Consider the following 12,257-nt stretch of genomic DNA (forward strand, 5'->3'; position numbering starts at 1 on the left):
TTCAGCGGCGCTCGGCGCGCAACGCGTCGATGCGCAGGTCCTTCTCGATCCAGAGCTGGTTGACCCAGTTCTGGATGGTCTCGCGAAACTGCGGATCGTTTTCGTAATCGCCCTGCCACAGCGCCGGGTCGAGTTCGCGGGTCTTGATGTCGATGATGACTCTCGGCACGTTGCCGCTGAGCAAATCCCAGAACCCCGGAATCGTCTGCTGCGGATACACCACCGTCACATCCAGGACGGCGTCCAGCTGTTCGCCCATTGCCGCCAGAACAAACGCCACGCCGCCAGCCTTGGGCCTGAGCAGGTGGGTAAAGGGTGATGGCTGCCGGGCACGTTTCGCGGCGGTAAAGCGGGTGCCTTCCAGGTAATTGACCACCGTCACCGGCTGACGCTTGTACAACTCGCACGCCGCTTGGGTGATCTCCAGATCTTTGCCCGCCAGCTCAGGGTGCTTCGCCAGGAATGCCTTGGTGTAGCGTTTCATGAACGGGTAATCCAGCGCCCACCACGCCAGCCCGAGGAACGGCACCCAGATAAGCTCTTTCTTTAGGAAGAACTTGAAGAACGGCGTGCGTCGGTTCAGCGTCTGGATCAGCGCCGGGATATCGACCCAGGATTGATGGTTGCTGATCACCAGATACGACGTGTCGACCCGCAGGTCATCGCCGCCACGGATGTCCCATTGCGTGGGGATGCACAGGTGGAAAATCAGCTTGTCGATTTCGGCCCAGGTTTCGGCGATCCCCATCACCGTCCATGAGGCGTAATCACGCAAGCGCCCGGGCAGGACCAGTTTGAGCAAGGCGAACACCATCAGCGGCCCGAACAGGACCAGGGTGTTGAGCAACAGCAGCAGGGTAACGAAACAGCCGGTGAGCAGGCGGCGCATAAATAACTCTTGAAAGCCTTTGGGCGCGCAATGATAAGCAGCTTCGGACGGCAGGCCAAATCGGTGACGACAAATGTTTCACCTTTACGTGGTTATGCTGGTCCTGTCGTGATCATTCCGGCCCCATCGCGAGCAGGCTCGCTCCCACAGGATTTGTGTGTTGAACACATGAACTGTGAACAATAGAGATCCCTGTGGGAGCGTGGCTTGCCCGCGAAGCGATTTCAAGAACGAACGAATTGCTCACTGACGGTCTAAAATCCCGCTGCCCACTCTTCAAGGAAGCCCATTACGTGAAATCCCTCCTTGCACTGCTTTCCCTCATAGCCCTGCCGGTCCTGGCCGCTGAGCCGACCCTGTACGGGCGTTACGAATACATCGCGCTACCGGAAATCGGTGGCGAAGTCCTCAAGGCCAAAATGGACACTGGCGCCCTGACCGCGTCGCTGTCGGCCAAAGACATTGAAACCTTCACCCGCGATGGCGACGAGTGGGTGCGTTTCCGCCTCGCCACCAAAGGCGCGAGCAACAAGGTCTACGAACACAAGGTCGCGCGGATCAGCAAGATCAAGACCCGTACCGAAGAAGACGAGGACGACAGCGAAGCGGTCGAACCCACCAAGCGTCCGGTGGTCGATCTGGAACTGTGCCTGGGCAACGTCAAGCGCACCGTTGAGGTCAACCTCACCGACCGCAGCAGCTTCAACTACCCATTGTTGATCGGTGCCAAAGCCTTGCGTGAGTTCGGCGCGGCGGTGAACCCGGCACGGCGCTTTACCGCGGACAAACCCGATTGCTGATTTCAAGTGGTCTCATTGACGTGACGTGAGCCTTGGGGCACCGTTCGCCCACTTAACTCCTGGGCTCGGACGCCATGCCTCATATCCTGATTGTCGAAGACGAAGCGGCGATTGCCGACACCCTGATTTTCGCCTTGCAGGGCGAGGGCTTCACCACCACCTGGCTGAGCCTTGGCGCCGCTGCGCTTGAGCATCAGCGCCAGACCCCGGCCGACCTGATCATTCTCGACATCGGTCTGCCGGACATCAGCGGCTTTGAGACCTGCAAGCAATTGCGCCGTTTCAGCGAAGTGCCGGTGATCTTCCTCAGCGCCCGTGATGCCGAAATCGATCGCGTCGTGGGCCTGGAAATCGGTGCCGACGATTACGTGGTCAAGCCGTTCAGCCCACGGGAAGTGGCGGCGCGGGTCCGGGCGATTCTCAAACGGATGGCACCGCGAGCGACCGCCGAGGTGGCATCGGCGCTGTTTCGCATTGACAGTGAACGGGTGCAAATCAGCTATCGCGGTCAGCTTCTGACCCTGACCCGCCATGAGTTCCGTCTGCTGCAATGCCTGCTGGACCAACCCGAACGCGTCTTCAGCCGCGAGCAACTACTCGATGCGCTGGGCGTCGCCGCCGATGCCGGGTACGAGCGCAGCATCGACAGCCACATCAAGAGCGTGCGCGCCAAACTGCGCCAGGTGGAAGCCGACGCAGAACCGATCCAGACCCATCGCGGCCTCGGATACAGCTACAGCCCGGGGCGTAGCTGATGCCTCTGGGGATCCGGATATTCCTGGTCTACGTGCTGTTTATCGGCCTGACCGGTTACTTCGTGCTGAACACCGTGATGGAAGAAATTCGTCCCGGCGTGCGCCAGTCCACCGAAGAAACGCTGGTCGACACCGCTAATCTCATGGCCGAAATCCTGCGCGACGACTTCAAGGCCGGCACCCTGAATCAGAACCGCTGGCCCGAGCTGCTCAAGGCTTATGGCGAACGGCAACCGAAGGCGAGCATCTGGGGATTGCCGAAGAACCAGGTCAACCACCGGATCTACGTTACCGATGCCAAGGGCGTTGTGGTGCTGGACTCCAGCGGTGTGGCAGTGGGGCAGGATTACTCGCGCTGGAACGACGTTTTACTGACCCTGCGGGGCGAATACGGCGCTCGTTCCAGCCGCAGCGATCCGAACGATCCGAACTCCTCAGTGATGCACGTCGGCGCCCCGATTCGCGATAACGGCCACATTATCGGCGTGGTTACCGTCGCCAAACCCAACAGCTCGTTGCAGCCATACGTCGATCGCACTGAGCGGCGATTGCTTGCCTGGGGGGCCGGGTTGATCGGCCTCGGTCTACTGTTTGGCGCGTTGCTGTCGTGGTGGCTGAGCGCGGCGTTGCGACGATTGACGGCTTATGCGCAGGCCGTCAGTGAAGGCCGGCGGGTGGAGGTTCCACACTACCGTGGCGGCGAACTGGAACAACTGGCGACGGCGGTGGAGCAGATGCGCACACAGCTCGAAGGCAAAGCCTACGTCGAGCGTTACGTGCACACATTGACCCACGAACTGAAAAGCCCATTGGCGGCGATTCGCGGCGCGGCGGAGTTGCTGCAAGGTGAGATGCCGCTGGCTCAGCAGCAGCGTTTTGTCAGCAACATCGACAGCGAAAGTGCGCGGATGCAGCAGTTGATCGAACGCCTGTTGAACCTGGCCCTGGTCGAGCAACGCCAAGGGCTGGAGGAACGGGTGGCGGTGCCACTGGCGAAGTTGGTCGATGAATTACTGAGCGCTCAGGCGGCGCGCATCGAAGGCAAGCAGTTGCGCGTGGAACAAACCATTGCAGCGGATCTGGTGCTGATCGGTGAACCGTTCCTGTTGCGTCAGGCGCTGGGTAATTTGCTGGAGAATGCGTTGGATTTCACCGCGGCTCAGGGTTTGTTGCGATTCAGTGCCGAACGTATTGGGGAGCAAATAGAGTTCAGGCTGTTCAACCAGGCTGAGGCGATTCCCGACTATGCGTTGCCGCGACTGAGCGAGCGGTTTTACTCATTGCCTCGCCCGGACAGCGGGCGCAAGAGCACGGGGTTGGGGCTTAACTTTGTTGAAGAGGTGGTCAAGTTGCATGGTGGGTCATTGAACATCGGCAATGTTGACGGTGGTGTTCAAGTCAAATTGCGTATACCTGCTTAGAACCACCCCTCACCCCAACCCTCTCCCCAGAGGGGAGAGGGGGAAAGGGAGCCGATCTTCAAGCTTTTCAAAACCTGAGTTCGACGCTATTTCCCCGGTCGCAAAATTTCTCAGGAACACCTCGGTCAGTCCCCTCTACCCCCTGGGGAGAGGGTTAGGGTGAGGGGTGGTATTCCCTGCCGAAAACACTCTCCACAAAGTCTCCACATTCCTCCCACACACCCTCCACATACAAATCCCAGACTCGCCCCATCCAAACAGGGAGAGTCCCATGAACCGCAGCCTGACCCTAAAACTCGGGGCAATTGCCCTTCTGATTCTGTTGTTGCTGATCCCGCTCCTGATGATTAACGGCGTGATCCAGGACCGCCAGCAACTGCGCGACGGCGTCCTCGAAGACATCGCCCGCAGTTCCAGCTACAGCCAACAACTGAGCGGGCCGCTGATGGTGGTGCCCTATCGCAAAGTGGTGCGCACCTGGAAACTCAACGAAAAAACCAACGAGCGTTACCAGGAAGTGGGTGAAGAACGCGGCCGTTTGTATTTCCTCCCGGAGCGCTTCGAACTCGACGGCCAGGTCCAGACTGAACTGCGTTCCCGGGGCATTTATGAGGCGCGTCTGTTTCATGCGGACAACCGCATCAGCGGGCATTTCTCGCTTCCGGCTCAATTGGGTATCAAGGAGGACTTCGCCGATTACCAATTCGACCAACCGTTTTTGGCGGTCGGAATCAGCGACATTCGCGGCATCGAAAACGCCCTGAAACTTGAGCTCAATGGCCAGAAACTCGACTTCGTTCCCGGTAGCCAGGTGGGCTGGTTGGGGGAGGGTGTGCATGTCACCTTGCCGGCCCTCGACGCGAAGCAAGCCACGGAACTGGCCTTTGGTTTCGATCTGCGTCTGCAAGGCACTGGCCAGTTGCAGATTCTTCCGGTGGGCAAAACCAGCAAAGTATCGCTGGCCGCCAATTGGCCGCATCCGAGCTTCATCGGTAACTACCTGCCGGCCCAGCGTGAGGTCAGCGATCAGGGTTTCACCGCCAATTGGCAGACCTCGTTTTTCTCCACCAACCTGCAAGAAGCCTTGAGCAGCTGCGTGTCCGGCGGCGACTGCGACGCCTACACCGGCCGCAGTTTCGGCGTGAGTTTCATCGATCCGGTGGATCAGTACCTGAAGAGCGATCGGGCGATCAAATATGCATTGCTGTTTATCGTCCTGACCTTCGCCGGTTTCTTCCTCTTCGAAGTGCTGAAAAGCCTGGCGGTACACCCGGTGCAATATGCACTGGTGGGCGTGGCCCTGGCGTTTTTCTATCTTCTGTTGCTGTCGCTGTCCGAGCACATCGGCTTTGCCCTGGCGTATCTGTTGTCGGCGGGCGGCTGTGTGTTGTTGATCGGTTTTTATGTCTGCCATGTGCTGCGCAGCGTGCGTCACGGCTTGAGTTTTTCGGCGGGATTGGCGGCGTTGTATGGCTTGCTCTATGGCTTGCTCAGTGCAGAGGATTACGCGTTGTTGATGGGTTCGCTGCTGTTGTTCGGGTTGCTGGGCGTGTTTATGGTGCTGACCCGCAAGCTGGACTGGTATGGGATTGGGCAGAAGTCGGCCAAGCCGTTGGTGTTTGATATGGGGGCGGTGGAATGAGCCGGTCGTTGGGGTTGCGTGAGGATCAGCGGGAGGGAGAGGTGTTGGCGACGCTGATTTACGGGTTGTTTGCGTTAGATCCGGTGTGGTGCCATCGCGAGCAGGCTCGCTCCCACATAGGATCTCCAGTGAACATTAAGTTTGTGCACACCAAAGATCAACTGTGGGAGCGAGCCTGCTCGCGATGAGGCCCGTACAGTCAGCGGAAACCTAGACCTTCGGCATAGTCGCCAGCATCGAAGCCCGCTGACTCACCTCAAAGTACCAGTTCGCCAGCTTCGGATTCACCGTGCGCCATTCCAGATCCGGATGGCGCAAATCGAGGTAGCCCAACGCACAGGCAACACTGATCGCCGCCACATCGAAATGACTGGTCAGCTCGGCAATCGCGTCCACTTCCAGCAATGCCAGGCCGCGACGAATCTTCTCGCGCTGGCCATCGAGCCACGCGTCCCAGTGTTTTTCCGGGGCACGCAGGGCGACTTCATAACGAATCAGCACCGCAGCGTCCATGATCCCGTCGGCCAGGGAGGCCAGGGTCAAGCGCCGCCAGCGGGCCGAGCCATCGCGCGGTATCAGCGGGTTGCCGACGTGCTGGTGGTCGAGGTAATCGAGGATCACCCGGCTGTCATGGATGACGTTGCCATCGGCCAGGCGCAAGGCCGGGATTTTACCCAGCGGATTGTCTTCGTTGAGTATCAAGTCCGGGCTGACCGGCGCGAGCACGCAGTCTTGCAGCGCCACGCGGTCCTGTTGACCGGTTTCGTGCAGCAGCACCATGACTTTGCGAACGAAGGGCGACAACGGGTTGTGGAACAGGGTCATGCTGGGGGCGGACATGGCAGCGTCTCGGAGTGGGGCAGTGCTGGGCAGCATAGCGCGTGGATCACGCAACCTGTAGGAGCAAAGCTTGCTCGCGATGGGACCGACTCGGTCATTCAGTCAGATCGCGGTGATCCCATCGCGAGCAAGCTTTGCTCCTACAGGTTCGGGGTTGTTAGCGGCGTTGCAGCAGGCCGCGCAGGGCGAGGATTGCGGGAACGCCCAGGCCAAGCCAGCTCAAGGCGTCCCACACGCCATCCCCCAGCAGCGCGGCAAACAACCCCGCGGCGCTGAGCAGGGCGATAACGGTGGGGGTGGAAAAGACCTTCCAGAAACTCGACTGCCGCGGCCTCATGCAGGACTCTCCGCGTTCTCGAGCGCCGGTTTCGCCGCCTTGCGCCGCACCACCCACAGGTAAACCCCGCTCCCGAGGACGATGATGGTCAGCCCGTCCAGCGTCGCCCAGAGGATCTTCATCGGCATGCCGCCGTAATCACCGAAGTGCAACGGTTGAGACATGCCCATGGCGTCCATGTACCACGGGCGTTCGGCCACGGCGGTGACTTGCAGGGTACTGGCGTCGATCAGCACCGGTGTCAGCAGGTGCGAGGTCAGGTGGGTGCTGCCTTTCATGAACACCGCGTAATGGTGTTCGCTGGAGAAGCGTGTGCCGGGGAAGGCAATGAAGTCCGGCTGCATGCCCGGTGCGACTTCCTTGGCGATGTCGAGCAAGCGGGTCGCGGGCGCCAGTTGTGTCAGTGGCGGCGCGTCGCGGTACGGCGCGACCATCGCGCTCAGGCTGTCGTTGCGCCACGCGGCGATCAGCAGGTCGGCGCAGGCGCTGATGACGCCGGTGACGCCGACCACCAAGGCCCAGGTCAGTGTCACTACGCCGATCAGGTTATGCAGATCGAGCCAGCGCAGGCGCGTGGATTTGTCCTGGCGCACGGTGGCGAATTTCAAACGCCGCATGAACGGCAGGTACAGCACCGTCCCGGACACGATCGCCACCACGAACAGAATGCCCATGAACGCCAGCAGCAACTTGCCCGGCAGTCCGGCGAACATGTCCACGTGCAGGCGCAACATGATCATCATGAAACCGCCATTGGCCGACGGCATCTCCAGCGCTTCGCCGGTACGGGCGTCGAGCATGAAGGTGTGAGACGAATTCGGTTCAGTGCCGGCGGTGGCCGCCATGATCGTGATCGCGGCGTTGGGCTCGTCTTCGTCGAAGCCGAAATACTGCATGACCTCGCCGGGACGATGCCTTTCAGCCGCCTGCACCAATTGCTGCAAATTCAGATGCGGGGTGTCCGCCGGCATCGCCTTCAATTCAGCGGCATCGCCCAGCAGGTGGTCGATCTCGTGATGGAAGATCAATGGCAGGCCGGTCAGCGCGAGCATCAGCAGGAACACGGTGCAGATCAGGCTGGTCCAGGTGTGGACGAAGGACCAGCGGCGAATTGTTTTGCTTTTCATTTCATAGCCTTCAGAAATACCAAAGCCGTCCATGTCGGACGGCTCGGGTCTTGGGCGTGTCAGGTCAGGCCATTACCACTTGTAAGTGGCACTGGCGACGACGCTGCGTTGGTCGCCGTAGTAGCAGTAGAAGCTGTCGCACGTGGAGATATAGTCCTTGTCGAACAGGTTGGTGGCGTTCAGTGCCAGTGATGCACCTTTCAGACTGTTATCCAGACGACCCAAGTCGTAATGAACCGCCGCGTCGAACACCGTGTAGGCATCAGCCTTGCCCAGCCAGGTGTTGCCCTGGTCGCCATAAGTATTGCCGGTGTAGCGAGCGCCGGCGCCGATGCCGAAACCGTCCAGCACGCCGTTGTGCCAGGTGTAATCGGCCCACAGCGAAGCCTGCTGGTTAGGCATCAGTTGCAGGCGATTGCCTTTGAAATCGCCTTTCTGCACTTCGGATTTGGCCAGGGTGTAAGCGGCGATGACCTTGAGGTTCTCGGTCACATCGGAAACGGCTTCCAGTTCCAGGCCTTTGACTTTCACTTCACCGGTCTGGCTGGTGACCGGAACGTTGTCCGAGTTGGTCGTGGTGACGGAGACGTTTTTCTGGGTCAGGTCGTAGACCGCAGCGGTCAGCAGGGTGCTGCTGCCAGGCGGTTGGTACTTGATGCCCAGTTCCCACTGTTTGCCTTCGGTCGGCTTGAACGAATCGGTCGGCGATGCCGTGGCGTTGCTGGTCGGCTGGAACGACTCGGCGTACGACAGGTACGGCACGATGCCGTTGTCGAACACGTAGCTGATCGCCGCGTTGCCGCTGAAGTTCTTGTCGCGCTCGGTGTTGGTGGCGTCGCCCTTGTTGATGAATTGGGTGCCAGTGTGGACCCAGTCTTCACGACCACCCAACGTCAGGCGCCATTGGTCGAGGGCCATTTGGTCCTGGATGTACAGGCCGGTCTGGTAGGTCTTCTGGTTGTAGTCGTAAAACGCCGCCGAACGTGGCGGACGAACGATGGGCTGGCCATAGATCGGGTTGTTGACGTTGGTGGTCAGACCGTCACCGAAGATCGAGGTGTAGTTGGTGTTGGTGCGCTGGTGATCGAGGCCGATCAACAGGGTGTGACGGATGTCGCCGGTCGCGAAGTCGCCCTGGAAGTTGTTGTCCACGGCGAACTGGCTGATGTCCTCGTCGACGCTGGTGCTCGAGCGGCCAACGTTGCCTTCGGCATCGACCTGGGTGAACGGGTAGGCGCCGGGGGTGAGGGCCTGGAAGGACAGGTCCGATTTGGTGTAGCGCAGGTTCTGCTTGAACTGCCAGACATCGTTCAAACGATGTTCAAAGGCGTAGCCCAGTGCGTAGTAGGTGCGGTCGTAGAATTCCCAGTCCGGGTCGCCGAGGTTCTTGTGATGGGAAATCTTGCCGAGCGGCGAGTGGATCCTGGTGCCTTGCACCGGCAAGAACTGGCTGGTGATCCCGGTATCGTCGCGGGTGAATTGCGTCAGCAGGGTGAATTTTGTGTCTTCGTCGATGTTCCAGGTCAGGCTCGGCGCGATGTTGTAGCGCTTGTTGTCGACGTGGTCGATCTGCGTGCCGCTGTCGCGCACCACACCGCTCAAACCGTAGAGAAACTGGCCTTCGTCATCGATCTTGCCGGTGCTGGCGAAGTTGATCTGGCGATGGTTGTCGCTGCCGTATTGCACTTGGATTTCGCTGCTCGACTCGGCGCTGGGACGACGGCTGACCATATCCAGCAAACCGCCTGGCGGGGTCTGGCCGTAAACCGACGAGGCCGGGCCGCGCAGCAGGGCGAGGCGGTCGAGGTTCCAGGTTTCCTGTTTCGGGTTGGCGTACACGCCTTTTGGCAGTGGCAGGCCGTCGAGGAATTGCGTCGGTTCGAAACCGCGCACACGCAACCAATCGGCACGGGTGTCGCTGCCGTAGCTGCTGGCGGTGATGCCGGGCATGTAGCGCACCGCGTCATCGAGGCTATGCACATTGCGGTCGTCCATTTGCTCGCGGGTGGCGATCGAAATCGAGCGCGGTGCTTCGACCAGCGCGGTATCGGTCTTGGTGCCGGCGGCGGTGCGAGTCGCCAGGTAACCTTGCACAGGTCCCCAGGCACTTTCGGTGTTTTCCACGCCAATGACGGCGGTTTCCGGCAGGGCCATCACGCCCTCGGGCACGGCCACCAGGCTATAAGTGCCAGTGCTGCTTTGTTCCAGTTGCAGACCAGTGCCACGCAAGGCTTCGCGCAGGGCGCCGGCTGCGTCGAACTGGCCTTTGACCGGCGCCGAGGTCTTGCCTGCCGCCAGCGCAGGATTCAACGACAGCGCCAGACCAGCCTGGCTGGCGATCTGGTTCAGGGTGCTGGCCAATGGCGCGGCCGGCAGGTTGTAGGCGCGAACGCTGGACGCCTGTTCAGCGGCCATCAGCTGACTGCTGGCCAGAGGGGCACAAAAGGCAATGGCAATCGCCAGCAAACTGGGGCGCAACAAGGTGTCGAGCGAACGGGACATACAGCGGCTCCTGAATGGAAATATTTCTCAATTGCCTAGGTGCCGAACGAGAATTCAAAAGTGATAGGGCTGATTGAAAATAATTTCGATTCAGTAAACAAGTGGTTATGGATTGTCAGATGTCATCAGGTTTGTGGTGAAGCTGATGACCCCTTCGCGAGCAGGCTCGCTCCCACAAGGGAACGCATTTCAAATGTGGGAGCGAGCCTGCTCGCGAAGGCGTCTTACCTGGCTCAACATCACTTGGCTTCAGCCTTCGTCACCGTCACCCACCACGGCGTGTGCTGTTCGATCTGCACCGGCAGGGTCGGCAGCAGGGCGCTCAGGGCCAGATCGGTGTCATGCAGCGGGAAGCTGCCGGTGATTCGCAGGTCGGCGATTTCTGGCGTAACGCCAAGATGCCCGCGGCGATAACGACCGAGTTCATGGACCAGGTCCTCCAGCCGCGTGTTGTCCACCACCAGCATGCCGCGGGTCCAGGCGTCGGCGCCGAGGTTGAGCGCGACGATCGGCCCGAGGCCATTGCTGCGCATCAGGACTTGCTGGCCTTCACGCAGAATCTGCTCTTCAGGACTCGACTCGGGATGGGCCGCCACCGCCGATTTCAGCACGCTCAGGCGCGTTCCTTCTTCTTCGCGCTTGACCAGGAACCTTGTCCCCAACGCGCGCATGCTGCCTTCGCGGGTTTCGACGATAAACGGCCGGGCGTCGCCATGGCCGGTTTCGACGAGGATTTCCCCTTCCTGGAGAATGATCAGCCGTTGTTTTTCATCGAAACGCACATCCACGGCACTGTGGGTGTTGAGGTTGATCAGCGTACCGTCGGTCAGGCGCAGGGTGCGTTGCTCACCGGTGGCGGTGCGCTGGTCGGCCAGCCAATAGTCGATCGGCAGATAACGATCACCGGCGAACAGCGCCAACCCGATCACCGCGACGATGCTGGCCACGCCGCTGCCGAGTTTGCGCACACGCCGGCGAATGCTTTCGCGCGATTGCAGTAACGCGGTGCGTGCCGGGCCGCTGGCAACGCTGAAGCGCTGGTCGAGCATGCCCAGTTGGCGCCAGGCCCGGGCATGTTCTTCGTGGGCGGCGTGCCATTTGGCGAACTCTTCGCGCTCCACCGGGTTGCCGGAGTCCAGGGACAATTGCCAGGCAATCGCGGCATCCAGCACCTGTGCCGAGACGGGTTTGGAGTTGATAGGACTCACACCGGCTCACCGTACAGCGCGATGTAGCACTGACGAATGCCTTGGGCCAGATACTGACGCACCCGCGGCACCGACACGCCCAGGCGCTCGGCGATTTCGGCGTGGCCGAGGCCGTCGAGACGGTTATAGAGAAACGCCGCACGGGCTTTGCTTGAAAGCTTGCCGAGCAGGCGGTCGATGGCTTTGAGGTCTTCGAGGATCAGTTGCTGTTCCTCCACCGACGGTTGTTCACCTGCGGGGATCAGCATCAGTTCGGTGAGGTAGGCCTGTTCCAGTGCGGCGCGGCGGAAATAGTCGAACAGCAGACCCTTGGCAATCGCCACCAGAAATGCGCGCGGCTCGCGCGGTTCCTTCAGTTCTTCACGGCCCAGCAAACGCACGAAAGTGTCCTGACTCAGGTCTTCGGCCCGTTGCGGACAGGCCACATTGCGTCGCAGCCAGGCCAATAGCCAACCGCGATGGTCGCGATACAACGCACCAACGAGCTCACTTTGAGGGCTTTGGACTGACGACACGTAGCATCACCGATTGGGAAGTATTAACTAACGAGAATTGTTCGCGATTGTGGCAGAGGCGGGGGAGGTAAGCAATTGGCGCTGGTCGGGTTGGTGGTGAGGGCATGGCTCGAAATCGCCCCCTCACCCTAGCCCTCCCGAAACGTCGGACCGCCCCAAAGGGGCGAGGGGACAGACTGTGGGTTTCTTTAGAAAATTTGCGACTTGAGATATCGAGATGA

Annotated in this window: 11 protein-coding genes; 4 read left to right on the forward strand and 7 right to left on the reverse strand. The window is 60.3% G+C overall.

Annotation, left to right across the window (positions count from 1 at the left end; genetic code table 11):
• Position 1: 1 nt before the first annotated feature.
• Entirely contained in the window at positions 2-889 is an 888-nt protein-coding gene (locus tag ACYZUA_RS04875; protein WP_461962275.1) for an acyltransferase, read from the reverse strand.
• A 293-nt stretch (positions 890-1,182) separates the two neighbouring features.
• Between ACYZUA_RS04875 and rloA2 the strand changes: the two genes are divergently transcribed.
• The 4 genes from rloA2 (at position 1,183) to creD (ending at position 5,507) form a co-directional block, all read left to right on the forward strand.
• On the forward strand, positions 1,183-1,689 hold the full coding sequence (gene rloA2 / locus ACYZUA_RS04880) for a retropepsin-like aspartic peptidase RloA2 (RefSeq protein ID WP_461962276.1): 507 nt from the start codon (positions 1,183-1,185) through the stop codon (positions 1,687-1,689).
• A 74-nt stretch (positions 1,690-1,763) separates the two neighbouring features.
• On the forward strand, positions 1,764-2,444 hold the full coding sequence (gene creB / locus ACYZUA_RS04885) for a two-component system response regulator CreB (protein ID WP_461962277.1): 681 nt from the start codon (positions 1,764-1,766) through the stop codon (positions 2,442-2,444).
• Entirely contained in the window at positions 2,444-3,865 is a 1,422-nt protein-coding gene (creC, locus tag ACYZUA_RS04890) for a two-component system sensor histidine kinase CreC (RefSeq protein WP_461962278.1), read from the forward strand. The genes creB and creC overlap by 1 nt, the downstream gene beginning before the upstream one ends.
• A gap of 271 nt (positions 3,866-4,136) precedes the next feature.
• Positions 4,137-5,507, forward strand: coding sequence for a cell envelope integrity protein CreD (gene creD / locus ACYZUA_RS04895; RefSeq protein ID WP_461962279.1), 1,371 nt, complete (start codon positions 4,137-4,139; stop codon positions 5,505-5,507).
• A 210-nt stretch (positions 5,508-5,717) separates the two neighbouring features.
• On the opposite strand, the gene ACYZUA_RS04900 is transcribed toward creD, so the two are convergent.
• The 6 genes from ACYZUA_RS04900 to ACYZUA_RS04925 form a co-directional block, all read right to left on the reverse strand.
• Entirely contained in the window at positions 5,718-6,347 is a 630-nt protein-coding gene (locus tag ACYZUA_RS04900; protein WP_461962280.1) for a glutathione S-transferase, read from the reverse strand.
• Positions 6,348-6,504: 157 nt separating this feature from the next.
• Positions 6,505-6,684 (reverse strand): hypothetical protein, encoded by a 180-nt coding sequence (locus ACYZUA_RS04905; RefSeq protein ID WP_461962281.1) that lies wholly within the window; start codon positions 6,682-6,684, stop codon positions 6,505-6,507.
• Positions 6,681-7,811 (reverse strand): PepSY-associated TM helix domain-containing protein, encoded by a 1,131-nt coding sequence (locus ACYZUA_RS04910; RefSeq protein WP_461962282.1) that lies wholly within the window; start codon positions 7,809-7,811, stop codon positions 6,681-6,683. Before ACYZUA_RS04910 ends, ACYZUA_RS04905 begins: the two co-directional genes overlap by 4 nt.
• Before the next feature lie 72 nt (positions 7,812-7,883).
• Positions 7,884-10,313 carry a TonB-dependent siderophore receptor gene (locus ACYZUA_RS04915; protein WP_461962283.1) on the reverse strand — a complete coding sequence of 810 codons (2,430 nt, stop codon included), beginning with the start codon at positions 10,311-10,313 and terminating at the stop codon, positions 7,884-7,886.
• A 239-nt stretch (positions 10,314-10,552) separates the two neighbouring features.
• Positions 10,553-11,521, reverse strand: coding sequence for a FecR domain-containing protein (locus ACYZUA_RS04920; RefSeq protein ID WP_461962284.1), 969 nt, complete (start codon positions 11,519-11,521; stop codon positions 10,553-10,555).
• Positions 11,518-12,036: an RNA polymerase sigma factor gene (locus ACYZUA_RS04925; protein WP_046052410.1), complete on the reverse strand. Its 519-nt coding sequence runs from the start codon at positions 12,034-12,036 to the stop codon at positions 11,518-11,520. Before ACYZUA_RS04925 ends, ACYZUA_RS04920 begins: the two co-directional genes overlap by 4 nt.
• Between the last annotated feature and the right edge of the window lie 221 nt (positions 12,037-12,257).

The sequence above is a fragment of the Pseudomonas sp. LS2P72 genome (assembly GCF_054897865.1).

Coding starts and splice junctions, on each gene's coding strand:
- ACYZUA_RS04875 (WP_461962275.1), bottom strand. CDS start 889: ATGCGCCGCCTGCTCACCGGCTGTTTCGTTACCCTGCTGCTGTTGCTC.
- creB (WP_461962277.1), top strand. CDS start 1,764: ATGCCTCATATCCTGATTGTCGAAGACGAAGCGGCGATTGCCGACACC.
- creC (WP_461962278.1), top strand. CDS start 2,444: ATGCCTCTGGGGATCCGGATATTCCTGGTCTACGTGCTGTTTATCGGC.
- creD (WP_461962279.1), top strand. CDS start 4,137: ATGAACCGCAGCCTGACCCTAAAACTCGGGGCAATTGCCCTTCTGATT.
- ACYZUA_RS04900 (WP_461962280.1), bottom strand. CDS start 6,347: ATGTCCGCCCCCAGCATGACCCTGTTCCACAACCCGTTGTCGCCCTTC.
- ACYZUA_RS04905 (WP_461962281.1), bottom strand. CDS start 6,684: ATGAGGCCGCGGCAGTCGAGTTTCTGGAAGGTCTTTTCCACCCCCACC.
- ACYZUA_RS04910 (WP_461962282.1), bottom strand. CDS start 7,811: ATGAAAAGCAAAACAATTCGCCGCTGGTCCTTCGTCCACACCTGGACC.
- ACYZUA_RS04915 (WP_461962283.1), bottom strand. CDS start 10,313: ATGTCCCGTTCGCTCGACACCTTGTTGCGCCCCAGTTTGCTGGCGATT.